This window comes from Mycolicibacterium mageritense, assembly GCF_010727475.1.
Lineage (GTDB): Bacteria > Actinomycetota > Actinomycetes > Mycobacteriales > Mycobacteriaceae > Mycobacterium > Mycobacterium mageritense.
The window spans coordinates 1310529-1332794 of record NZ_AP022567.1; the positions used below are offsets into that span (position 1 = coordinate 1310529).

Here is a 22266-nt window from a genome sequence, read left to right on the forward strand (position 1 = left end):
CGCACGCTACCGCACCTATCCGTCGAACAGGATCGCCGCCAACCGTTCGACGGTCGCGACCGGATCGCCCGCGGTGTCGATCGCGTCGTTGAGCCACAACAACGAGAAGCCGTGCACCAGTGACCATGCGGCCAGCGCGGCGCCCACCGGGTCCGCCTTGGCCTTGGGGTCGACGAGTGTGCCGACGCCGCGGTTGAGTTCGGCACCTGCGGCGCTTGCCGCCGCGAGCAGGTCCGGATCGGTGTCGTCGTAGAGCGACTTGTCGAACATCACCTCGTAGTAGCCGGGGTGGTCGAGGGCGAAGCGCACATAGGCCTTGGCCGCGTCGATGAACTGGGGGCGGGCACCGGTCAGCGCGTCGGCGAGGAGCTCAAAGCCCTCGGTGGCCAGCGCGGTGAACAGACCGCGGCGATCGGTGAAATGGTGCGCCGGCGCGGCGTGCGACACACCTGCGGCCCGCGCGAGTTCGCGCAGCGAGATGCCGTCGGCGCCCCGTTCGGCGACCAGCACCGCGGCCTGCTCCAGGATCACGGCTTTCAGATCTCCGTGGTGATAACCCATGCCGGCATCCTATCCCGCCATCTTGACAGCGCCTAGATTAGGCGTACGTTGATCTAGACAATGACAAGATGGGGGTTTTCATGGCGGTCCTGCTGACGCTCGTCCTGGGTAGTGCCGCGGCCCGGGTCGCCGGGTTGTTCGGCGTCGGCTACGTCGACACCTGGCCCGAGGCCATCGCCGTCGGCCTCGCGGCGATGTTCGTGATGACCGGGGTCGCCCACTTCGTCAACCCGCTACGCCGCGACATGGTCGCCATCGTGCCGCCGCGCCTGCCGGCGCCTGCGCTGCTCGTGACGGTCACGGGCGTGCTGGAACTCGCCGGGGCCCTCGGGCTGCTGTTCCCACCCACCCGGGTGGCGGCAGCGACATGCCTGTTCGTGCTGATGCTCGCGATGTTCCCGGCCAACGTCTACGCGGCGCGCATGCCCGACCCGCCGAAGTCGATGACCTCGCGGCTAGGTGTGCGGACCGCCGAAGAGGCTGTCTACCTGGCCGCTGCCGTAGTTGTCGCGGTCGGCGGTGGCCAGTAGCCACGAGTACTGGAACGCGGCCTCCTTCCACCGCTCGTAGCGGCCGCTGATACCGCCGTGCCCGGCCACCATCTCGGTCTTCAGCAGCACGGGATGCCCGTCGGTCTTGGTATGTCGCAGTGCGGCAACCCATTTCGCCGGCTCCACGTAGAACACCCTGGTGTCGTTGAGCGACGTCATCGCCAGGATGGCCGGGTAGTCCTGCGCGGTGATGTTCTCGTAGGGCGTGTAGGACTTCATGTACCGATAGACTTCGGCGTCCTCCAACGGGTTACCCCACTCGTCCCATTCGGTGACGGTCAGGGGCAGCGACGGGTCGAGGATGGTCGTGAGCGCGTCGACGAACGGCACCTGCGCGAGAATTCCCGCGAACAGCTCGGGTGCCATGTTGGCGACCGCGCCCACCAGCAGACCGCCCGCGCTACCACCGAGCGCCACCAGGTTCTGCGGGCGGGTCAGCCCGCTGTCGACGAGATGCTTTGCCACCGCGATGAAATCGGTGAAGGTGTTCTTCTTCTCCAGCAGCTTGCCGTGCTCGTACCAGGGCCGGCCCAGTTCGCCGCCACCGCGGACGTGGGCGATGACGAACACCATGCCCCGGTCGAGCAACGACAGCCGGGCGATCGAGAACCGCGGATCCTCGCACGACTCGTAGGCCCCGTATCCGTACAGCAGCGTCGGCGCGGGGAACTGCAGGCCCGCCCGGTGGATGATCGAGATCGGCACCCGCGCGCCGTCGGGTGCGATGGCCCAATCCCGGCGCTCCACATAGTCTTCCGGCCGGTAGCCGCCCAGCACGGGCTGCTCCCGTAACAGCGTGCGTTCGCCGGTGGCCAGGTCCAGGTCGTACACGCGCGCCGGCGTGATGAACGACGTGGCCGCGATGCGCAGTTTGGGCGTCGACCAGTTGGGGTTGCCGCCAAGGCCCGCCGCGGTGAGCTCCGAATCGAACGTCAGTTCCTCGGGGCTGCTGTACCCGCCGTTGGCGTTGATCGACCACAGCTGGATCTTGGGCAGCGCCTCACTGCGGTAGCTGACCACCAGGAAACCGTCGAACGCGTCGACGGCATCCAGCCGGACGTCGTCGCGGTGCGGGATCAGCGTGTGAAAGTCGTTGGGCTCGTTGACGGGAGCCTCGACCAGCGTGAAGTTCTCGGCGCCGTCGTTGTGCAGGATCAGGAACCGGTCCTCGCCGCCGACCACCGCGTGCTCGACGGAGTACTCGACCAGATCCCGGCGCCCCCACACCGAGGTGAACTCGGCGTGCGGATCTGTCGCGTCGGCATAGCGGACCTCGGACGTGACCGCGCTGCCCGACGCGATGAACAGGTACTTGTCACTGCGGCTGCGGCCCACGGCGACCCAGAACCGCTCGTCGGGCTCGTGATACACCTTCTCCGAAGGCAATCCGGAGCCCAACCGGTGGCGCCACACGGTGTCCGGCCGCCACGCGTCGTCGACCGTGGAGTAGTACAACGTGTGACTGTCGGCCGCCCAGGTGGCACCCGCGCCGATTCCGACGATCGAGTCGTCGTACAGCATCCCGGTCCGCAAGTCCTTGAACTTCAACGTGTACCGCTCGTCGCCCTTGACGTCGACCGAGTACGCCAGCACATTGCCGTCGAGGCTCACCGAGGCCGCGCCGAGCGCGAAGTACTCGTGGCCGTCGGCTTCCGCGTTCTCGTCGAGCAGCACCTGCTCGCCGGGAATCTCGGTGTGCTCGTCGAGAACCGGCGGAACCCAGTCGTCGGGATGGCCGACCGGGCAGCGGCAGTGCACGCCGTACTGCTTACCCTCGAAACTGCGGGCGTAGTACCACCAGTCGCCGCGCCGCATCGGAACCGACAGGTCGGTCTCCTTGGTGCGGGCCTTGATCTCGTCGAAGATCTTCTGGCGCAACGGCTCCAGGTGCGCCGTAGCCTCGGCGGTGTAGGCGTTCTCGGCTTCCAGGTAGCCGATCACCTCGGGATTGTCCTTGTCGCGCAGCCACTCGTACGGGTCGACGAAAACGTCGCCGTGGAACTCCCTGCGGTGGTTTGCGCGCTTGGCGACGGGCGGTTTCATGCGCCGATCCAATCGGCGAACCGCAGACCCGAGATCCGTTCGTAAGCCTCGATGTAACGGTCCCGCGTGGCCGCGACGATCTCCTCCGGCAGCGGTGGCGGCGGGGCGTCGCCGTGGCGGTCCCAGCCGGAGTCCGGTCCGGTCAGCCAGTTGCGCACGAACTGCTTGTCGAAGCTGTTCTGCACCACGCCCTGCTGGTAGGACTCCGCGCGCCAGTACCGCGACGAGTCGGGTGTGAACACCTCGTCGGCGAGCACCACGTCGCCGTCCTTGTCGACGCCGAACTCGAATTTGGTGTCGGCGATGATGATGCCCTTGGTCAGCGCGTGGTCGGCACCCTGCAGATAGGTCTGCAGCGTGCGTTCCTTGAGCTGATTGGCCAGCACCGGGCCGACCTGCTCGATCACGTCGGCGAACGAGATGTTCTCGTCGTGCTCCCCCAGTTCGGCCTTGGTGGCCGGGGTGAACAGCGGCTCGTCGAACTTGCTGGCCTCGCCGAGCCCGGGCGGCAGCGCGATACCGCACACCGAACCGGTCTTCTCGTAGTCGATCAGGCCCGAACCGGTGAGGTAACCGCGGGCCACGCACTCCACCGGCAGCATCTTGAGCTTGCGCACCACCAGCGCACGGCCCAGCACCTCTTCGGGGATGCGCTCGTCATCCGGCGGGCCGGCCAGGTGGTTGGGCGCGCTCACCAGGTCGAAGAAGAACACGCTCATCGCGGTGAGGATGCGGCCCTTGTCGGGGATCGCCGATTCGAGGATGTGGTCGTAGGCCGAGATGCGGTCGGTTGCTACGAAGAGCAGGTGCTCGTCGTCGACGCGGTACAACTCACGGACCTTGCCACTGGCCAGGTGCTGGTAGTCGGACAGAGCGGGGCGCATCGGGCCAGCCTATGTGTTGGGATCGGTTCCATGAGATCGCGGTACCTCCCATACGCCACCCGGCCCGGTCGCTTGCTGGCCCAGTTGCTCAGCGATGTCGCCGTCGTGGTCTGGATCGCGGTTTGGGTGCTGGTCGGGTTGGCCGTGCACTCCGCGGTCGCGACCATCGCCGAGGTCGGCAGACAGGTCCAGGACGGTGCCACCGGCGTGTCCGGGAACCTGAACTCGGCGGGCGACAGCGCGGACGGAATTCCCCTGGTCGGCGACACCCTGGCCAAGCCACTGCGCGCCGCCAGCGAGGCCGCGCTCGACATCGCCGGTGCCGGCCAGAACCTCGACAACACCGCGAGCTGGCTCGCCTGGGTTTTGGCCCTGGCCGTCGCGGCCACGCCCATCTTCATCGTCGCGACGCCATGGCTGTATCTGCGGGTGAGGTTCTTCCGGCGCAAGTGGACCGCGATCACCCTGGCATCGACGGCGGCCGGCGAACAGCTGCTGGCACTGCGGGCCCTGGCCAACCGGCCGCTGAGCAAGCTGACCGCGGTGTCCGACGATCCCGTCGGGGCGTGGCGGCACGAGGATCAGCAGGCCATCCGCGGTCTGGCGGCCCTCGAACTGCGCTCGGCGGGCATGCGCCTGCGCCGCCTCGACTGATCTCGAGTGATTTGTGTGCGTTTGGCGGCGCTTACCGCCTGCAAACGCACACAAATCACTCGGGTGGGAACCGTTTGATAGCGAGACACCGTCCAAACGCATGTGCTTGACGACTACCTGCGTGACCATGACGGCGTGATAACCCTGGCCCAGGCCAAGCAAGCGGGTTTGAGCCAAGATGCCGTGAACCGTCGAGTCCGGTCTGGACGCTGGCTGCGTTGTTCGCGAGGCGTGTATTTCGCCAACGATCGACCGTTCACCGATGCTGCACGTGTGCGCGCGGCTGTGTGGTCGCTCGGTCCCCACGCGACAGCCAGCGGGCTGGCGGCGGCTTGGTGGCATGGGGTGACCACCTATTCGCCTGATCCGGTCGAAGTGACAGTACCGAGGGCCAGTCACCACCCTCACCGGCCAGGCATCCGCATGCGGCGGCGCGACCTCTGGCCCACCGACATCGTGGAACGCCGCGGCCTTCGGGTCACATCGCTACCGCTGACGGTCGTCGAGGCCGCGGTCCGGCGCGGCGGCGGTGCCAAACTCATGGACTCTGCGTTGCAGCGGCACGTCGAGCTGCGTGACCTGTGGCGGGTGCACATCCGCAACAAGGGCAGATACGGCTCGCCGGCGGCCCGCATCTTGCTGCAGGCCGCGGCCGACGGCGCCCGCTCAGCGGCTGAACGGCTGCTGGTCAAGCTGCTCAAGGAAGCACGCATCACCGGGTGGAAGGCCAACCATCCCGTCGGCCGGTACGTGGTCGACGTCGCATTCCCGCACTCGACGCTGGCGATCGAAACCGACGGCTGGGCTTTCCACCATGACCAGGAGGACTTTCAGAAGGACCGGGTCAAGCAGAACGAGATCGCGCTGTTGGGCTGGCAGGTTTTGCGGTTCACCTGGCTGGACCTCACTGAGTACCCGCAGCGGGTCATCACCGAGATCCGGTCCGCGCTCAGCTCCCGTGCAGGCGCCGCAGCCAGCTCCCCCACGCGTGCCGCACGGTGACCGACCCCATCCGGACCTTGCCGCGCACGATCAGGTGCAGCTCCCGCGACGGCGGGCTGGTGCGCACCTTGACCGTGGCGCTGCCTGCGACGGCATCGACACCGTTGAGGTCTGCGGTGGCCGACGCGGGCACGATGAGCTCGGTCGAACTGCAGTAGTCGTCGATGAGGACGGTCACCACGGGGCCCGCCAGAACGGCCGACGTGAAATCGAGCGTGGTGCTGCACAGCCGGGTGTTCAGCTGCAGGGTCGGCGCGACGTTCCACTGACCGCGCCGCACGATCGACGACATCCGGCCCCGGAGCACCTCCGGCGGCCGCGCGACCTGAGGCGAGACCAGCGGCAGGTCGGCAACCACGACACTCAACTCACCGCGCGTGCGGGCAGCCAGCGCGGCGTCATAGCGGTCGCTGAACTCGTCGAGGGTGATCATGCCTTCGGCGACCGCACGTTCCAGCAGTTGTCCTACCTTCGCGCGGTCGGCGTTCGAGACTCGAAGGTGGTCATTCGGGCCTGAGTCCATATCCCGAGGTTAGGCGAACGACCTGGCGCACCACGATGGTCATGACCAGAAGCCACGCCACCAACGCGATCCAGAAGAACACCTGGGAGACCACATCCAACGGCTGCCAACCGGTTTCGACGAAGATCGCGTAGGTGGCCGCCGAGTACATGCCCAGCGGGAACACCGCGGGCCAGTCGAGCATCTGGCGCCAGCTGGTGACGGCCAGCGGCAGTATCTGCACGGTGGCGACGCCCAGCGTCACAAGGGTCGTGCCGCGTACGGCGGCGGCGAGCGGGCCCGGATGCAGTTCGGCATGGATGTGTTCGCCGGCCAGGGTGGCGATCGCGAGGCCGCCCATCAGGATCCAGTGGTCGGGCGGAACGTTGCGGCGTGCCTCGGGCTCGCCCAGCGCGCGCCACGCGATGAGCGTCGTCATGACGCAATACAGCCCGAGCGCCAACACCCAGAAGATGAATGCCCAGAACATGATTCCGCCGGCCATGAACACGATGGACAGCCCCGACGTCGCGACGCTGGCCAACTCCCAGGTGCCGTGAGCGCGGTCGCGCAGACCGGTCAGGCCGAGTCGGCGCATGCGCATCCACAGCATCGGCATCAGGGCCGTCCAACCTTGCAGCGCCATCACCCCGAATACCCACACGACCCAACGATGCTCGGCGAATCGGGACGCCAGCACCGAGCACGCCGCCACATACGTGAACAGTCCCACCACGGTGTCGATGTCCTGCAAGTCATAGGAGCGCCATCGAACGGCCGTGAGGTACATCAGAACCGGAAGGCTCAGGACCGCCACCGCGGCCAGCGGAACGCTGAGATAGTCGAGCCCGTGGTCCGCGGCGGCGATCGACACGATGCCGGTCGCCATGACCGCCGCGAACGCCTCGGGTTTCACGCCAGCTCGACCACGAGGTGCCGGATGCCGGTATGGCGGTTGCTGCGGGTCCATTCGACGGGCCGCACCAACCGGGCCGACCCGAAACGCGTCAGTAATTCCTCGAACAGCACCCGCAGTTCAAGGCGGGCCAGATTGGCGCCGAGGCAGTAGTGGATGCCGTAGCCGAAACCCAAGTGCGGGTTCGGTTTACGGGTGATGTCGAACACCGAGGGATCGGCGAACACCAATTCGTCCCGGTTGGCCGAGCCTTCCCACACCTGAACCTTCTGTCCCGCTTCGATCGAGCAGCCGCCCAGCGTCACCGGCCGGGTTGCGGTGCGCCGCTTCGACGGGGATGGCGACGTCCAGCGCACCATCTCTTCGATCGCGGTCGGCAGCAGCGACAGATCCGAACGCAACAGCGCCAGCTGCGAAGGGTTTTCGACCAAGGCCAACAACCCGCCGGCCACCGCGTTACGCGTGGTCTCGGCGCCCGCGCTGAACAGCAGGCTGAAAAAGAGGTACAGCTCCAGGTCGCTCATCGCGGTGTCCACCGCGTTGGCGACGACCGACAGCATGTCGTCGGTCGGCTCGGCGCGCTTGGCCGCGATCAGTTCCTGTCCGTAGGTGTACATCCGCGTGCCGGCTTCCTCGGCCGACAGCTGCCCCACATGAGCGCTGCGTCCCGAGAAGTCGAACTGCGGCTCGATGGCCTCGAACAACCAATGCCGTTCGGATTCGGGAACTCCCAGCAGGATGCAGATCATCTGCATGGGGAGTTCGGCCGCGACGTCGACCAGGAAGTCGAACCCCACACCGGGTTCCACCGCATCGAGCAGCCGTCGGGCCCGCGCCCGCAGGTCGTCTTCCACGCGCCGGATCATGCGGGGCGTCAACCCCGAGCTGACCAGCCGGCGGATCTCGGCATGCCGAGGGTCGTCCATCATGTTGAGCACCTGGCCGGCGACCGCCAGATCCTGCAGCAGGGTGCCGCCGTAGGGCCGCGCGCCGCCGGTCACCGACGAGAACGTCGACGGATCCCGCAGCACCGCATGGGTTTCGGCGTGCGTGGCCACCGACCAGAAGCCCTCGCCGTCAGGAGTGTGTTCCGTCGGCGGGTGCCAGTACACGGGCGCCTCCCGGCGGTGTACCGCGAACAACTCATGGGGAAACCCCTGAGCGAAATTGTCCAGATCGGTCAGATCCGCCAAGCTCACAAGATGGCACCCGAGGTGTACTTGGCGGCCTCGGGGTACCGGCCGACGAGGGCGTCGACGGCTGCGACGACACCGTCGACCTGGGCACCGGCCGCGCCGGTGAACGCTTGCTTGTCGGCCAGTGCGGCCTCCAGCGCGACGCGGTCCAGCGGCAGCCGCGGGTCGGCGGCCAACCGGTCCAGCAGGTCGGGCTCCTGGCCTTGCTCGCGCATGGCCAGTGCCACCGCGACGGCGTGCTCCTTGATGACCTCGTGCGCGGCCTCCCGGCCAACCCCGGCGCGCACCGCGGCGATCAGGATGCGCGTCGTCGCCAGGAACGGCAGGTAGCGGTCCAGTTCACGCTGGATCACCGCGGGGTAGGCACCGAATTCGTCGAGCACGGTCAGGATGGTCTCGGTCTGCCCGTCGATCGCGAAGAACGCGTCGGGCAGCGCGACGCGACGCACCACCGAGCAGAAGACATCGCCCTCGTTCCACTGTGCGCCGGCCAGTTCGGCCGCCATCGACGCGTATCCACGGAGCACCACCTGCAGGCCGTTGACGCGCTCGCACGAGCGGGTGTTCATCTTGTGCGGCATGGCCGACGATCCGACCTGCCCCGGAGCGAAGCCCTCGGTGACCAGCTCGTGCCCGGCCATCAGCCGGATGGTGTGCGCGAGTGAAGACGGACCGGCACCGAGCTGGACCAACGCGGACACCACGTCGTGGTCGAGCGAACGCGGATACACCTGGCCGACGCTCGTGAAAACATCGGTGAAACCGAGGAATTGGGCGATCCGTCGTTCCAGTTCCGCCAGTCGCGCGGTGTCCCCGTCGAACAGGTCGAGCATGTCCTGCGCGGTGCCCATAGGGCCCTTGATGCCCCGCAGCGGATAGCGGTCGATCAGTTCGCGTACGCGCTGCAGCGCGACCAAGCTCTCTTCGGCGGCCGACGCGAAGCGCTTGCCCAGCGTCGTGGCCTGAGCCGCCACATTGTGCGAACGTCCGGCCATCACGAGATCCCGGTAGACGACGGCCCGCTCGGCGAGCCGGGCCACCACCGCGATGCCGTGCGAGAACACCAGCTCGAGCGACTGGCGGATCTGCAGCTGCTCGACGTTCTCGGTGAGGTCGCGGCTCGTCATGCCCTTGTGCACGTGCTCGTGGCCGGCCAGCGCGTTGAATTCCTCGATGCGGGCCTTGACGTCGTGGCGGGTCACGCGCTCACGCGCGGCGATGGACGCGAGGTCGACGTCTTCGAGCACGCGCTCGTAGTCTTCGATGACCCCCGCCGGCACGTCAACGCCCAGCTCTGCCTGGGCGCGCAGCACCGCGAGCCACAACCGTCTCTCGGCGATGATCTTGGCTTCGGGCGACCAGATCGCGACCATCTCGTCGCTGGCGTAGCGGTTGGCCAGAACATTCGGAATCGTCACGAACACACAGCTTACGGTCCAGGCGGGCACTCCAATGAGACAGTGGACGGATGCACTTCGTCGGGCTCGACCTCGCCTGGGGTGAGAAGAATCAGACCGGTGTCGCGGCGATCGACTCCGACGGGCGGGTTCTCCACGTCGGCGCGGCGCTGGATGACGACGAAATCGCGGCGGCAGTCAAGCCGTACGTGAGCGGGGACTGCCTGGTGGCCATCGATGCGCCCCTCATCGTCAAGAACCCGTCGGGTTACCGACCGTGCGAACGGGCGCTCAATCGCGACTTCCAACGGTTCGACGCCGGCGCCCGCCCGGCCTTCACCGAACGTCCCGAATTCAAGCACCCGCGGGCCGAACGCATCGCGTCGATGCTCGGCCTCGACGTGGATCCGGCCTCGTCGTCGGGCCGCCGCGCGATCGAGGTGTATCCACATCCGGCGACCGTCGTGCTGTTCGGGCTCGACAAGACGTTGAAGTACAAGCGCGGCGCGTTCGAGGATCGGCAGCGTGAGCTTCTGAAGCTCATGACGCACGTCGAGGATCTCGACCGGGCGACGCCGCGGCTGCGGGCCAACCGCAACGTCAGCTGGGTCGAGCTGCGCAGGCGCATCGGGGCCGCCACCCGGCCCGGCCAGCTCGACCGCGACGAAGACCCGGTCGATGCCATGATCTGCGCATACATCGGGCTCTACTGGTATCACCGGCCGGAGGACGTGACGATCTACGGCGACGTCGCGTCGGGCTACATCGTCACACCGTCCCTGCCCGCGGACCGGAGCCCGCAACCACGATCCGCACCGGCACCGGCCGCAAAGACCGCAGTCGACGAATATCGGGAGCGACGCCCGGCGCTGGTCAGCGCCACCGAGCATTATCTGAAGCACGTGACCGCGCTGCTCGACGACGCAGGCATCAACTACCTCAGCATCACCGCGCGCACCAAGAGTGTCGAGTCGTTCGCGGCCAAGGTCGAGCGCACCGTCGACGGGCGCCGGCTCTACACCGATCCGCTGGTCGAGATCACCGACCAGGTGGGCCTGCGCGTGATCACCTATCTGCGCGAGGACGTCGCGGCGGTCGCCAATCTGCTCGGCGATGAGATGCGCTTGCTCGACGACCGCGACATGGGGCTGGAGACGGCCCGCGAGGGCAGGTGGGGGTATGCCAGCCGGCACCTGCTGGTCGGCGTGGAAGGCGAGCAGCAGCCGGCGTCCATCCAGGTCCGCACGGTGCTGCAGCACGCGTGGGCGGAGTTCGAGCACGATGTGCGCTACAAGGGCTCGATTCCCGCTGCGCACGGCGCCGAACTCGACCGGCGTTTCACGCTGGCGGCCGGTTTGCTCGAGCTCGCCGACCGCGAGTTCACCGCCATCCAGGACCGCCTGCGCGCGACGATGCACAACGAGCCGAGTGACGAGGAAACCGCGTGGTCGACGGACGCGCGCATCGCCACGCCGGTCTTGGCGACCTACCTCGGCAACCGGTACGCCGACGCCGGATGGTCGCGCACCGAGCACTACCGCTGGATCTCGGGGCTGCTGCTGGAGCTCGGGATCACCTCACTGGATGCGTTGACCGTGGTGCTCGATTCGGTCGACGAGGACGCCATCAACCGTGCGATGGATTACCGCTACCCGGCCGGGGCCGTACGCCGCCTGGACGACACGCTGCTGGCCCTGTTCACCGAGCGGTATCTCGGCCTGGAAGGCAATGCGCATCGAATCGCGCTCCTGCAGAACCGGATCCAGCGGTTGCCCACGGATTAGGGCGCGTCACCCAGATGCGTCGGGTCGGTGATGCCTGCGCCCTTGATGCCGAGCTGACGGTTGATCACCATGGTGAGCAGGAACAGCAGCACGCCGACCACGATGAGGATCCCGGCCAGGATGTACTGCTGGACCGGCCGGCCCGAGAACGGCAGCACGAGGTAGGCCGACGCAATACACCCGATGATCGGCAACGCGGTCGGTGTCTTGAAGTGCCCGCCCTTCTCCCGGACGTCGCGCCGCAGCACCAGCACCGCGACGTTGACCATCGCGAAGACCGCGAGCAGCAGCAGTGACGTGGTCCCACCCAGGATCGCGACGGCGTTGCCGCTGGCGAACACCGACACGTAGATGATCAGGCCGAATGCGATGAGGGTGGTGAATCCGATTGCGACCCAAGGTGTGAGCCGCCTCGGGTGCACCGAGCCCAGCACCGGCGGCAGCACGTGTTGGCGCGACATGCCGTAGATGAGGCGGCTGGCCATGAGCATGTTGATGAGCGCGGTGTTGGACACCGCGAACATCGAGATGAACGGGAAGATGTCGTCGATCGGCAAGCCGGGGGCGCCGGCCTTCACCACGTCGATCAGCGGCGCCTTGCTGGCGGCGAGGTCACCCACCGGCACCAGAGCCACCGCGACGATGGCGACGATGACGTAGACGATGCCGGCGATGGCCAACCCCGACAGCAACACCTTGGGGAAGGTGCGGACCGGATCCTTGGTCTCCTCGGCCATGTTGACCGAATCCTCGAACCCCACCATGGCGAAGAAGGCCAGCGAGGTGGCGGTGGTGACGGCCAGGAAAACGTTCTTGTCCGATGCCGTTTCGAACGCGACCACCCGTGAGAAATCGACCTCGGCGCTGCTCGTGAATGCCCACAGCCCCACCAGGATCACGATCGCGAGGCCGGTGATCTCGACGATCGTGAGCACGACGTTGAGCTTGACGCTCTCACTGACACCACGGAAGTTCACGCTCGCGATGGCGGCCATGAACAGCAGCGCGACGAACGCGATGGCCAGTTTGCCCCAGTCGAGATGGAAGGCAATGTTGAAATTGTCGGCGAAGAACCGCGAAGCCGTTGAGGCCGAGGTGATTCCGGAACACATCACAACGAACGCCACCAGGAAGGTGACGAACTGCACGCCGAATGCCTTGTGCGCGTATAGAGCTGCACCGGCAGCCTGCGGATACTTGGTGACGAGCTCGAGATAGCTGAACGCGGTGATGGTCGCGATGGCGAAGGCCAACAGGAACGGAAGCCATGCTGCGCCACCGACTTCCTTCGCGACCTGGCCGGTCAGGGCGTACACCCCGGTGCCGAGAATGTCACCGACGACGAACAACAGAAGCAGACCCGGGCCCATCACCCGTCTCAACTCAGGCTGCTGCTCAACAGTTTCGGGTTGAGACATTCCCCCTCCTTCGCTCGGTCAGATACGTACCGCCCGTTCGTCAACCGGCGCCAGCACGTCGATGACGTCGATCAGCGTGGCGCGGGCACTGGCCCGTGGCCCGTCCCCTTCGTCCACCAGTGATGCAACCACGGCGCCGTCGACCGCGCACACCAAAGCGGTCAACAGCTCGGCCCGCACCGACCGGCCGGACCGTTCCACTACCTCTACCACGGCGTCGGTGCGTTGCTGCAGTATCCGGCGTTGCACGTCGCGCAAGCCGGGCTGACGAGCACAGGCGATGTAGCGCTCATAGCGGGAGATCAACTGCTCGGTCACCCGGGACTCCGGCGACTCGCCGACCAACAGATCGACCAGGATGTCGGCCGTCGATTCGGCACCGCGACGGCGGCGCGACAAGGCGGCGACGCCGGCCCGCAGCTGCTCGGCTTCCCTGGTGCCGATGTACTCGACGGCAGCCGCAATGAGGTCATCGAGGGAGGAGAAATAGTACGTCGTGGAGGCCAGCGGAAGGCCCGCGCGGCGCGCGACGGCGCGGTGCCGGACGGCGTCGAAGCCGCCCTCATACAGCAACTCAGCGGCCGCCCTGACCAGGGCGTACCGCCGACGCTCCCCCTTTGGAGTGACCGCTGCTGTCACCATAAACATGGTGCCAGCCGGGCCCCTGCCACATCGGGCTTTCGGCTAATCATCAGCCTTTACTCAGCTTTTGGCGCCGGGACACCGCCATTGGCCGATGTCGGTGTCCGCGATGGCAAGATGGCCCGCATGCCTACCTTGAGCCGCCGCGCCATACTGCGCCTCGGTGTGGGCGCGGCCGCGGGTGCGGCCGGAGCCTATGCGCTGGGAACCGCGCCCGCCGCGATGACGAGTCCGCCCGCCGCCCCACCAGCACCGCCACTCGCGCCGCCACCACCGCTGGAGCCGGCTCCGGCCGCGGCCCCCACGTTCGTCAACGGTTCGTTCACGTCGGCCGCCCGCGGCGGCGTCAACACCAACTGGGCGATCGCGCGCCCACCGGGCCAGACGGGCAAGCTGCGTCCGGTCATCGCCCTGCACGGCAAGGGGCAGGACGCCACCGGGGTGATGGCCGGCGGCGTGGAGCAGGGCCTGGCCGAGGCCGTCGCGTCGGGGCTGCCACCGTTCGCGGTCGTTGCGGTTGACGGAGGCGGAAGTTATTGGCACAAGCGAGCATCCGGTGAGGATTCCGGAGCCATGGTGCTCGACGAGTTGATTCCGCTGCTCGGGGAGCAAGGCCTCGACACCTCACGCGTCGCGTTCCTCGGATGGTCCATGGGCGGGTACGGCGCGTTGCTGCTCGGCGGCCGGCTGGGGCCCGCGCGTACCGCAGCGATCTGCGCTGTCAGCCCCGCACTGTGGACATCGTCGGGTGCGGCCGCGCCCGGCGCGTTCGACAGCGCCGACGACTACGCCGCCAACTCGGTGTGGGGCATGCCCGCGCTGGGTTCGATCCCGATCCGGATCGACTGCGGCAACAGCGATCCGTTCTATTCGGCGACCAAGCAGTTCATCGCACAGCTGCCCAATCCGCCGGCCGGAGGGTTCTCCCCCGGTGGTCACGACGGCGCGTTCTGGAGCTCCCAGTTGCCTGCCGAGCTGACCTGGATGGCCCCGCTCCTGGTCGCGTAATCCGCGCATCTTGCTCCGCGGTTACCTTTCCCCGCCGAGCAGACGCCAAAGTACCCGGTACGGCGCCGTTCCGGGTACCGGAGTGTCTGCTCGCGGGAGAACTCAGCCCGCTACAGCGCGATCCGGCCCTCGGCTGCGGCGAGCCCGATGTCGGTGCGGAAGTGACTGCCCGGCAAGCGAATTGACTTGAGCAACGTGTACGCGGCATCGCGGGCCGCGTCCAGGTCGGCGCCGGTGCCCACGACGGACAGCACCCGGCCGCCGGACGAGACGATCGCGCCGTCGTCGCGTCGGGTCGTGCCGGCATGCAGCACACCGTCGGCCTCCGACCCGGCGATCACATCGCCCACGCGGGGCCGTCCCGGGTAGTTCTCGGCCGCGACCACGACGGTTACGGCGTAGCCGTCGTGCCACTGCAGCGGCGGGAACTGCGCCAGCTCGCCGGTGGCCGCGGCCCGCAGCAGCTGCCCGAGCGGGGATTCCAGCAGCGCCAGCACCGACTGTGTTTCCGGATCGCCGAAGCGGCAGTTGAATTCGACCACCGCGGGCCCGTTGCTCGTGATCGCCAGGCCCGCGTAGAGCAGGCCCGAGAACGAGCTCCCCCGCGCAACCAGTTCGGCGGCAACGGGTTTGACGATTTCCTCGACGATCTGCGTCGTCACGGATTCGGGCAGCCACGGCAGCGGCGCGTAGGCGCCCATGCCACCTGTGTTGAGCCCGGTGTCGCCGTCACCTGCACGCTTGAAATCCTGTGCGGGCAGCAGCGGCACCACGGTCTCGCCGTCGACGATGCAGAACAGCGACACCTCGGGCCCGTCGAGGAACGATTCGAGCAGCACGGGGTGCCCGGAGTCCAGCAGGCTCGCGGCGTGCGCGCGTGCGTCGTCACGGTCCGCGCTGACCACCACACCTTTGCCGGCCGCCAACCCGTCGTCTTTGACCACCCAGGCGGCCTGCCCCGCGGGCGGGCCGAACCGGTCCAGCGCCGCGTCGAGGTGGGCGGGATTGTCGACGATCTCGCTGGTCGCCGTGCGCACACCCGCCGCGGTCATGACGTCTTTCGCGAATGCCTTGGAGCCCTCGATCCTGGCCGCGTCCTTCGTCGGCCCGAAGCACGCGATACCCGCGGCCCGCACCGCATCGGCGACGCCGAGCACCAACGGCACCTCGGGCCCGATCACCACCAGATCTGAGCCGATGCGCTTGGCGAGCGCGACCACGGCCTCACCGGAGGTGATGTCGACGTCGTACTGGTCGGCGATGATCGCCGTCCCGGCATTGCCGGGCGCGATGGCCAACTCCTCGACCTCGGGATCCCGGCGCAGAGCCAGGAGCAAGGCGTGTTCACGGGCACCGGATCCGATCACGAGGACGCGCACGGTCGTCAGCCTAGCGGCAACCTCGGCCATACACTTGACAAGAGAGTGTATGGTCAAACTATGACGCAGAGCACATGTCCGTTCGGCACCGGCTTCGACTTCACCGACCCGGACGTCCTGCTTCGGGGCATCCCGGTCCGTGAGTTCGCCGAGCTGCGCAAAACCGCTCCCGTCTGGTGGAACGAGCAGGGCGAATCGATCTTCGACGACGGCGGCTACTGGGTGATCAGCCGCCACGAGGACATCAAGACCATCTCCCGCGACGGCGGCGCAGTGTGGTAGCGTCGAAGCATGACTGGGCCGGCCACGATGCCGTTGTACATGCGGCGCAACAACTTCGACCCGACGGCGGAGTTGCGGGAGATCCGCGAATCCGACGGCGTCCGCACCGTGCGCAGCGTGCTCGACATGCCGGTCTACCTGGTGACCCGCCACGACGATGTCAAGACTGTGCTCGCCGATCACGAACGGTTCTCCAACAGCAGGCCCCCGGGTTTCGTGCTGCCCGGCGCGCCCGAGATGACGCCCGAAGAGGAGGCCAGCGCGCGGGCAGGCAACCTGCTCGGCCTCGATCCGCCCGAACATCAGCGGCTGCGGCGGATGCTCACCCCCGAGTTCACGATTCGCCGCATGAAGCGGCTCGAACCCCGCATCGTCGAGATCGTCGACGCGCAACTGGACGCCATGGCGGCCGCGGGGCCGCCCGCCGATGTGGTCGCCGACTTCGCGTTGCCCATCCCCTCGTTGGTGATCTGCGAGCTGCTCGGGGTGCCCTACGCGGACCGCGAAGGCTTTCAGCAGCGCTCCGCGCGGCAGCTCGATCTGTCCCGGCCGATCACGGAACGCATTGCGCTGCAACGCGAGGGCCGGGATTACATGCGCACGCTGGTCGGGCAGGCCCGGCGCGATCCCGGCGAGGACATCCTGGGCATGCTGATCCGCGAACACGGCAGCGAACTCACCGACGACGAACTCGTCGGCATCGCGGGGCTGCTGCTGCTCGCCGGGCACGAAACCACGTCCAACATGCTGGGGCTGGGCGTGCTGGCATTGCTGCGGCACCCCGATCAGCTCGCGGCCGTGCGGGACCACGACGCCGCCGTCGGCCCCGCCGTCGAGGAGCTGCTGCGCTGGTTGTCCATCGTGCAGAACGCCATCCCGCGCGTCACCACCACCGACGTCGACCTTGCCGGCGTACGAATTCCCGCCGGACAGTTGGTGTTCGCCTCACTGCCCGCCGGCAACCGGGATCCGGATTTCATCACCGATCCCGATGTTCTCGACATCCGCCGCGGCGCACCCGGACACCTGGCGTTCGGGCACGGCGTGCATCACTGCCTGGGCGCACCCCTGGCACGCATGGAGATGCGCATCGCCTTCCCGGCGCTGCTGCGCCGCTTCCCTGACCTGGCGTTGGCCGAACGGTTCGAGGATGTGCAGTTCCGGTCCTTCCACTTCATCTACGGGTTACGGTCATTGACGGTGAGGTGGTGAGTGCCATGAGGATTGAAGCCGACCACGACCTGTGCATCGCATCGGGCAACTGCGTCATGGTCTCCGATGCGCTGTTCGATCAGGACGACGACGGTGTCGTGGTGGTGCGGGTCGACGAGGTGCCCGACGCCGAAGTGGAGCATGCGCGCGAAGCGGTCCGGCTGTGCCCGGCAAGCGTGCTGAAGCTGGTCGACTGAGCCGTCAGACCCCGAGTTCGACGAAAACGTCGTAAAAGCGCTTAGGCGAGCAGCATTTTCGTCGAATTCGCGATACCTAGTCGGCGGTCCGGCTCTCCCCGATCACACCGGCCCGCACGAGCAGCAGCACGCTGACCACCAGCACCCACGCCGGGAACACCAGGGCCAGCCACAACGAGACGTCGGCGGCGATCAACAGGGCCACCGCCATCGCATACGTCGAGAAGACCAGCCAGCGCGGCATGAGCCCGGTCTTGAGCCAGATGGTGGCCAGCGAGATCATGAACACCGCACCCATCCGGATGGCGTAGGTCTTGCTCAAGGCAACCAGCAGCATGGCCGCGAACGTCACCACCTCGGTGCGGGCCGACTCGTCGGACACGTGGGCGCTGCTGTGCGCCAACGCCATTCCCACCGACGTCGAGACGAAGACCATGGCCAGGAACAGCAAGCCACTGCCGAGGAAAACCGACGCGAAAAACTTGTCCTCGAACCGGCCGAAGCCGTCGCGCACCACCCCGATGAACCACAGGAACGTGATGCCCGCGAACGGCATGAGCGTCGAGGCCAATCGGATCTTGGTGCTGCCCGTGACGGTCCACTGCGTGCCCGGCACGTCGCCCTCCGGCAGCGCCGACCAGATCATCACGACGGCGGCGCCGAACAGCAGGGCGAACAACACGCCGGCCAACGCGGCCGCGCGAGGCGTCGACAACCGGTGCAGATGCTGCTGGATCACCGCGTCATAGTGACACGGCTCAGGGCTGGCCGGGCAGCAATCTGATCATCAACCCGTTGGCCTCGGCGAGCAGGTTACCGTCCGGATCCCGCAACTCGGCGTTGACAAATGCCTTGCGCCCCTCGGCTTCGCGGACCCAGCCGCGCGCGGTGAGCACGGTGTCGATCGGAGTGACCTTGCGATAGTCGACGTGCAGGAACGCGGTCCGGCTGATCGGCCGGCCCGCGGCGTGGATGACCATGCCGAACACCGAGTCGAACAGCAGCGGCAGCACGCCGCCGTGCACGGCATAGTTGCCGCCCACGTGGTACCGGCTGAACTCGACCTTCAACTCGACACCCTCGGGCTCGAACGTCGCCACAGTGAACGGCGGCATCAGCAGACTGCCGACACCCGGCAGGGCCGGCACCCGGTTGGCCGGGCCGACACCCTCGGCAGCCTCGTACGGCGCGAGCAGCTTGACGAGCTCTTCGACTCGGTCAGCCGCGTCGTCCCAGGTGTCGGAGTCAGGGTTGGCCGACACGGCGAGATCCTGCGCCCGGCGCATCGCGGTCAGGAAACGCGCGAAACCCGGTCCGGGGTCGGCGGCCTCGAAAACCGGGAAGCCGCCGTGCTGAGAGAAGACGGACTCTCGTCGCTCGTCCGTCACTTCTCGGCCAGGATGTCGCGCCGCACGATCGTCTGGTCGCGGCCGGGACCCACGCCGATGCACGAAACATGCGCGCCGGCAAGCTCTTCGAGCCGCAGCACGTAATCCTTTGCCTTGGCGGGCAGGTCGGAGAACTCGCGGGCGGTCGAGATGTCCTCCCACCAGCCGGGCAGCTCCTCGTAGATGGGCTCGGCGCGGTGGATGTCGCTCTGCGTCATCGGCATCTCGTCGGTGCGCTTGCCGTCGACCTTGTAGCCGACGCACACGGGCACGGTCTCCAGGCTCGACAGCACGTCGAGCTTGGTCAGGAAGTAGTCGGTGATGCCGTTGACGCGGGTCGCATAGCGGGCGATCACGGCGTCGAACCAGCCGCAGCGCCGGGCGCGGCCCGTGGTCACGCCGACCTCACCACCAGTCTTGGCCAGGTAGGCACCGTGGTCGTCGAACAACTCCGTCGGGAACGGCCCGGACCCCACCCGCGTGGTGTAGGCCTTGAGGATCCCGAGCACCGTGGTGATCCGCGTTGGCCCGATGCCCGAGCCCACCGCGGCGCCGCCGGCCGTCGGGTTCGACGACGTGACGAACGGGTACGTGCCGTGGTCGACGTCGAGCAGCGTGCCCTGCGAACCCTCCAGCAGCACGGTCTCACCGTTTTCCAGGGCCTGGTTGAGCAGCAGCCGCGCGTCGGCGATGCGGTGCTTGAAGCCCTCGGCCTGCGCCAGCAGGTTCTCGACCACCTCGGCCGGCTCCAGCGCCTTGCGGTTGTAGATCTTGACCAGCACCTGGTTCTTGAATTCCAGGGCAGCCTCGATCTTTTCGGCCAGCAGCTGCTCGTCGAGCACGTCGGCCACGCGGATGCCGATGCGGGCGATCTTGTCCTGGTAGCACGGACCGATCCCGCGGCCCGTGGTGCCGATCTTCTTGCTGCCCGCGTACCGCTCGACGACCTTGTCGATCGCGACGTGGTACGGCATCAGCAAGTGCGCGTCGGCCGAGATCAACAGACCCGACGTGTCGACCGCGCGGTCCTCGAGCCCCTTGAGCTCGGTGAGCAGCACGCCCGGATCGACCACGACACCGTTGCCGATGACGTTGGTGACCCCTGGGGTCAGGATGCCCGAGGGAATGAGATGCAGGGCGAAGTTCTCCCCGGTGGGCAACACGACGGTGTGTCCCGCGTTGTTGCCGCCCTGGTAGCGAACCACCCATTGCACCCGGCCACCGAGCAGATCGGTGGCTTTACCTTTGCCCTCGTCGCCCCACTGGGCGCCGATGAGGACGATTGCCGGCATGGCGTAATCTCCCGCCTATCTCCGCGTCTAATGTGACGCAGCCGGTAGGTCACCTTATCCCAGGGCACGCGAGGAGCACACATTTTGTCCAACCGGACGCGCGACGTGCCTGGTGTCGCGGTCTTCGGCACCGGCGCGCCGGGCCCGCTGCGGGGCCTGCCGAGAGTCGAGCTCGACGACGTCGCCGATCAGCGCCGGATCGTCGTGACCGGCCCGGCCGCCGAGCTGGCGGCGGTGCTCGCGGCGTTGCTGCGGGCCGACCGGCTCGATGTCGAGGTCGCGCACGCCACCGGCGCATGGTCGGCACGCCGCGCCCTCACCGCAGCCGCGCGCCGCGTGCCGCTGATCCGCGACGAGACGGGAGCGGTGATCGTCGCGGCAGCCGAATGGCGTGGCAGCGAGGGCACGACGCTGCACGGCGAGGCCGTCGTCGACGACACCGTGCTGTTCGACGGCGAGGTGCCCGGCGTCCGCATCGAGCCGACGTCGAGCCTGCCCGGCCTGCGCGCGAGCGTGCTGTCGCCGCGTGGCCGTCCCCGTGGCTGGGTGACCGGGCGGGCTGCGCAGCTGGGCACCACGGGCGTGCTCGTGACGCGTGACGGCGTGGCCGCACCCAAGCGGCTGCGCCGCTCGACGTTCTACCGGCACACCGAAGGATGGCTGCGGGTCGGCTGAACTGCGCCGGGAGCCGGTAGCGTCGAATCGTGAACATCCGCCCGTTGCATCAGTCGGTCCGGCCGAGCCCGGTCTTCCTGGCCGTCGTCGCGCTCACCGCAGCGGGCGGGGTGATCGCCTGGCTGGCCGCCGACACCGTGAAGCCACTGTCCTACGTCGGCGTGTTCATCCTGGTGATCGCGGGCTGGTTGGTGTCGCTGTGCCTGCACGAGTTCGGCCACGCCTACACCGCGTGGAAGTTCGGTGACCACGATGTGGCCGTGCGCGGCTACCTGACGCTCAACCCGCTGAAGTACTCACACCCCATGCTGTCGCTGGGGTTGCCCGTGCTGTTCATCGCGCTCGGCGGCATCGGGTTTCCCGGTGGCGCGGTGTACGTGCGCACCTGGGGTATGACGGCGCGGCAGAAGACCCTGGTCAGCCTGGCCGGGCCGGCCGCGAACCTGGTGCTCGGGGTGGTGCTGCTCGTGGCGACGCGGTTGTTCTACGACGCCGCCCACGGCGTGTTCTGGTCCGGACTCGCGTTCTTGGGGTTCCTGCAGATCACCGCGCTGGTCCTGAACCTGCTGCCCATCCCCGGTCTGGACGGATACGGGGCCCTCGAACCGCACCTGAGCCCCGACACGCAGCGCGCGCTGGAGCCCGTCAAGCAGTGGGGGTTCCTGATCCTGCTGGTGCTCCTGATCGCGCCTGCGCTCAACCGCTGGTTCTTCGGGGCGATCTATTCGATCTGCGACCTGTCCGGCGTGTCGCCGTATCTGGTGCAGATCGGTGGTCAGCTCACCCGGTTCTGGTCGGCTTGGCTCTGAGCCGTCACAGGTCGGCGATCACGGCGCGCAGCGCACCGGCCAGATCGCCCGGCTGGTAGAACGGCCCGAGCCCGTCGGAGAGCAGCATGCGCAGGCGCGCGACGCCGTGCGCACGTACGGGCCATGGCCCTTCCAGCAGCGCAACGACGTCATCGAGCTCCGGTACGGCCTCGATGATCGTGGTCTGGTCGAGCGGGATGCGCGACGAGACCAGCCCGGGCCTGCGCTGGGCACCGGGCCGCACGAATCGCAACGTCGCGGCGAGCTGTCGCCGTTCGGCATCCGACGTCAACCGCGCGATGTGCGCGGCCAGCGCACTGCCCGGCTCGGCGATCACCCCGGCGACCAACTGCTGGTCGTACCGCCAGGCGAGCAGGCGCGCCAGCAGCCGCACCACCGGTGTGCCGGGCCGGACGGACCAGGCTGAACGCGGGACTGCGGGGGCGGTGACATCGGACCTCACACTTTGGCCAA

Annotated in this window: 23 protein-coding genes and 1 pseudogene; 10 read left to right on the forward strand and 14 right to left on the reverse strand. The window is 67.8% G+C overall.

Going from position 1 to position 22266, the window contains the following annotated elements; all coding sequences use genetic code 11:
- Positions 1-15 precede the first annotated feature (15 nt).
- Positions 16-561 carry a TetR/AcrR family transcriptional regulator gene (locus G6N67_RS06455; protein WP_036433533.1) on the reverse strand — a complete coding sequence of 182 codons (546 nt, stop codon included), beginning with the start codon at positions 559-561 and terminating at the stop codon, positions 16-18.
- 80 nt (positions 562-641) lie between these two features.
- On the opposite strand from G6N67_RS06455, the gene G6N67_RS06460 reads away from it, so the two are divergent.
- Complete coding sequence (locus tag G6N67_RS06460; RefSeq protein WP_036435722.1) at positions 642-1091, forward strand: DoxX family protein; 450 nt, start codon at positions 642-644, stop codon at positions 1089-1091.
- On the opposite strand, the gene G6N67_RS06465 is transcribed toward G6N67_RS06460, so the two are convergent.
- Together G6N67_RS06465 and G6N67_RS06470 are read right to left on the reverse strand one after the other, a co-directional pair.
- The gene (locus tag G6N67_RS06465; protein ID WP_036433532.1) at positions 1017-3155 is read right to left on the reverse strand and encodes a S9 family peptidase; all 2139 of its coding nucleotides are present in this window, start codon (positions 3153-3155) and stop codon (positions 1017-1019) included. The genes G6N67_RS06460 and G6N67_RS06465 overlap by 75 nt on opposite strands.
- Positions 3152-4039 carry a phosphoribosylaminoimidazolesuccinocarboxamide synthase gene (locus G6N67_RS06470; protein WP_036433531.1) on the reverse strand — a complete coding sequence of 296 codons (888 nt, stop codon included), beginning with the start codon at positions 4037-4039 and terminating at the stop codon, positions 3152-3154. The genes G6N67_RS06465 and G6N67_RS06470 overlap by 4 nt, the downstream gene beginning before the upstream one ends.
- Before the next feature lie 30 nt (positions 4040-4069).
- Here G6N67_RS06470 and G6N67_RS06475 point away from each other — a divergent pair, with 30 nt between their 5' ends.
- A complete protein-coding gene (locus G6N67_RS06475) occupies positions 4070-4693 on the forward strand; it encodes a hypothetical protein (RefSeq protein ID WP_036433530.1) in 624 nt (207 codons plus the stop codon).
- Positions 4694-4795: 102 nt separating this feature from the next.
- A complete protein-coding gene (locus G6N67_RS06480) occupies positions 4796-5695 on the forward strand; it encodes a type IV toxin-antitoxin system AbiEi family antitoxin domain-containing protein (RefSeq protein ID WP_036433529.1) in 900 nt (299 codons plus the stop codon).
- Here the strand turns inward: G6N67_RS06480 and G6N67_RS06485 are convergent.
- The 4 genes from G6N67_RS06485 to purB are packed head-to-tail and all read right to left on the reverse strand — an operon-like array spanning position 5643 to position 9727.
- Positions 5643-6218 (reverse strand): DUF1707 SHOCT-like domain-containing protein, encoded by a 576-nt coding sequence (locus tag G6N67_RS06485; RefSeq protein WP_036433528.1) that lies wholly within the window; start codon positions 6216-6218, stop codon positions 5643-5645. The genes G6N67_RS06480 and G6N67_RS06485 overlap by 53 nt on opposite strands.
- Complete coding sequence (locus G6N67_RS06490) at positions 6199-7113, reverse strand: tellurite resistance/C4-dicarboxylate transporter family protein (protein ID WP_235684110.1); 915 nt, start codon at positions 7111-7113, stop codon at positions 6199-6201. The genes G6N67_RS06485 and G6N67_RS06490 overlap by 20 nt, the downstream gene beginning before the upstream one ends.
- The gene (locus G6N67_RS06495) at positions 7110-8312 is read right to left on the reverse strand and encodes a cytochrome P450 (protein ID WP_036433527.1); all 1203 of its coding nucleotides are present in this window, start codon (positions 8310-8312) and stop codon (positions 7110-7112) included. Before G6N67_RS06495 ends, G6N67_RS06490 begins: the two co-directional genes overlap by 4 nt.
- Entirely contained in the window at positions 8309-9727 is a 1419-nt protein-coding gene (gene purB, locus G6N67_RS06500) for an adenylosuccinate lyase (protein ID WP_036435720.1), read from the reverse strand. The genes G6N67_RS06495 and purB overlap by 4 nt, the downstream gene beginning before the upstream one ends.
- A 50-nt stretch (positions 9728-9777) precedes the next feature.
- Between purB and relZ the strand changes: the two genes are divergently transcribed.
- On the forward strand, positions 9778-11490 hold the full coding sequence (gene relZ / locus G6N67_RS06505) for a bifunctional ribonuclease/(p)ppGpp synthase (RefSeq protein ID WP_036433526.1): 1713 nt from the start codon (positions 9778-9780) through the stop codon (positions 11488-11490).
- Here relZ and G6N67_RS06510 read toward each other — a convergent pair.
- Positions 11487-12908 carry an APC family permease gene (locus tag G6N67_RS06510; protein ID WP_036433525.1) on the reverse strand — a complete coding sequence of 474 codons (1422 nt, stop codon included), beginning with the start codon at positions 12906-12908 and terminating at the stop codon, positions 11487-11489. The two genes, relZ and G6N67_RS06510, sit on opposite strands and share 4 nt — an antisense overlap.
- Positions 12909-12926: 18 nt before the next feature.
- Positions 12927-13556 carry a TetR/AcrR family transcriptional regulator gene (locus G6N67_RS06515; protein ID WP_036433524.1) on the reverse strand — a complete coding sequence of 210 codons (630 nt, stop codon included), beginning with the start codon at positions 13554-13556 and terminating at the stop codon, positions 12927-12929.
- A gap of 111 nt (positions 13557-13667) precedes the next feature.
- Between G6N67_RS06515 and G6N67_RS06520 the strand changes: the two genes are divergently transcribed.
- Complete coding sequence (locus G6N67_RS06520; RefSeq protein WP_036435718.1) at positions 13668-14558, forward strand: alpha/beta hydrolase-fold protein; 891 nt, start codon at positions 13668-13670, stop codon at positions 14556-14558.
- Positions 14559-14668: 110 nt separating this feature from the next.
- On the opposite strand, the gene purD is transcribed toward G6N67_RS06520, so the two are convergent.
- Positions 14669-15937, reverse strand: coding sequence for a phosphoribosylamine--glycine ligase (gene purD / locus G6N67_RS06525; RefSeq protein WP_036435716.1), 1269 nt, complete (start codon positions 15935-15937; stop codon positions 14669-14671).
- A 60-nt stretch (positions 15938-15997) separates the two neighbouring features.
- Between purD and G6N67_RS06530 the strand changes: the two are divergent.
- From G6N67_RS06530 to G6N67_RS06540, 3 genes and pseudogenes are all read left to right on the forward strand, one after another.
- A pseudogene (locus tag G6N67_RS06530) lies at positions 15998-16207 on the forward strand (steroid C27-monooxygenase); the annotation flags it as partial.
- A gap of 21 nt (positions 16208-16228) precedes the next feature.
- Complete coding sequence (locus tag G6N67_RS06535; RefSeq protein WP_036433522.1) at positions 16229-17431, forward strand: cytochrome P450; 1203 nt, start codon at positions 16229-16231, stop codon at positions 17429-17431.
- 5 nt (positions 17432-17436) lie between these two features.
- A complete protein-coding gene (locus G6N67_RS06540) occupies positions 17437-17628 on the forward strand; it encodes a ferredoxin (protein WP_036433521.1) in 192 nt (63 codons plus the stop codon).
- Between the two features lie 76 nt (positions 17629-17704).
- Here G6N67_RS06540 and G6N67_RS06545 read toward each other — a convergent pair whose 3' ends face one another.
- The 3 genes from G6N67_RS06545 to G6N67_RS06555 are packed head-to-tail and all read right to left on the reverse strand — an operon-like array spanning position 17705 to position 20308.
- Positions 17705-18367, reverse strand: a complete 663-nt coding sequence (locus tag G6N67_RS06545; protein ID WP_179976806.1) for a hypothetical protein — start codon at positions 18365-18367, stop codon at positions 17705-17707.
- A gap of 19 nt (positions 18368-18386) precedes the next feature.
- Positions 18387-19016, reverse strand: a complete 630-nt coding sequence (locus tag G6N67_RS06550; RefSeq protein ID WP_036433520.1) for a PaaI family thioesterase — start codon at positions 19014-19016, stop codon at positions 18387-18389.
- Complete coding sequence (locus tag G6N67_RS06555) at positions 19013-20308, reverse strand: adenylosuccinate synthase (RefSeq protein WP_036433519.1); 1296 nt, start codon at positions 20306-20308, stop codon at positions 19013-19015. The genes G6N67_RS06550 and G6N67_RS06555 overlap by 4 nt, the downstream gene beginning before the upstream one ends.
- 84 nt (positions 20309-20392) lie before the next feature.
- Between G6N67_RS06555 and G6N67_RS06560 the strand changes: the two genes are divergently transcribed.
- Together G6N67_RS06560 and G6N67_RS06565 are read left to right on the forward strand one after the other, a co-directional pair.
- Positions 20393-20983, forward strand: coding sequence for a hypothetical protein (locus tag G6N67_RS06560; RefSeq protein ID WP_036433518.1), 591 nt, complete (start codon positions 20393-20395; stop codon positions 20981-20983).
- Positions 20984-21012: 29 nt separating this feature from the next.
- Entirely contained in the window at positions 21013-21792 is a 780-nt protein-coding gene (locus tag G6N67_RS06565) for a site-2 protease family protein (RefSeq protein ID WP_036433517.1), read from the forward strand.
- 4 nt (positions 21793-21796) lie between these two features.
- On the opposite strand, the gene G6N67_RS06570 is transcribed toward G6N67_RS06565, so the two are convergent.
- Positions 21797-22189, reverse strand: a complete 393-nt coding sequence (locus G6N67_RS06570) for a hypothetical protein (protein ID WP_036433516.1) — start codon at positions 22187-22189, stop codon at positions 21797-21799.
- Between the last annotated feature and the right edge of the window lie 77 nt (positions 22190-22266).

Bases quoted from the DNA above. Each gene is read 5' to 3' on its own strand.
- G6N67_RS06485 (WP_036433528.1), bottom strand. From the start codon at position 6,218: ATGGACTCAGGCCCGAATGACCACCTTCGAGTCTCGAACGCCGACCGC.
- relZ (WP_036433526.1), top strand. From the start codon at position 9,778: ATGCACTTCGTCGGGCTCGACCTCGCCTGGGGTGAGAAGAATCAGACC.
- G6N67_RS06520 (WP_036435718.1), top strand. From the start codon at position 13,668: ATGGCCCGCATGCCTACCTTGAGCCGCCGCGCCATACTGCGCCTCGGT.
- G6N67_RS06470 (WP_036433531.1), bottom strand. From the start codon at position 4,039: ATGCGCCCCGCTCTGTCCGACTACCAGCACCTGGCCAGTGGCAAGGTC.
- G6N67_RS06540 (WP_036433521.1), top strand. From the start codon at position 17,437: ATGAGGATTGAAGCCGACCACGACCTGTGCATCGCATCGGGCAACTGC.
- G6N67_RS06475 (WP_036433530.1), top strand. From the start codon at position 4,070: ATGAGATCGCGGTACCTCCCATACGCCACCCGGCCCGGTCGCTTGCTG.
- G6N67_RS06455 (WP_036433533.1), bottom strand. From the start codon at position 561: ATGGGTTATCACCACGGAGATCTGAAAGCCGTGATCCTGGAGCAGGCC.
- G6N67_RS06535 (WP_036433522.1), top strand. From the start codon at position 16,229: ATGACTGGGCCGGCCACGATGCCGTTGTACATGCGGCGCAACAACTTC.
- G6N67_RS06460 (WP_036435722.1), top strand. From the start codon at position 642: ATGGCGGTCCTGCTGACGCTCGTCCTGGGTAGTGCCGCGGCCCGGGTC.
- G6N67_RS06465 (WP_036433532.1), bottom strand. From the start codon at position 3,155: ATGAAACCGCCCGTCGCCAAGCGCGCAAACCACCGCAGGGAGTTCCAC.
- G6N67_RS06510 (WP_036433525.1), bottom strand. From the start codon at position 12,908: ATGTCTCAACCCGAAACTGTTGAGCAGCAGCCTGAGTTGAGACGGGTG.
- G6N67_RS06555 (WP_036433519.1), bottom strand. From the start codon at position 20,308: ATGCCGGCAATCGTCCTCATCGGCGCCCAGTGGGGCGACGAGGGCAAA.
- G6N67_RS06515 (WP_036433524.1), bottom strand. From the start codon at position 13,556: ATGTTTATGGTGACAGCAGCGGTCACTCCAAAGGGGGAGCGTCGGCGG.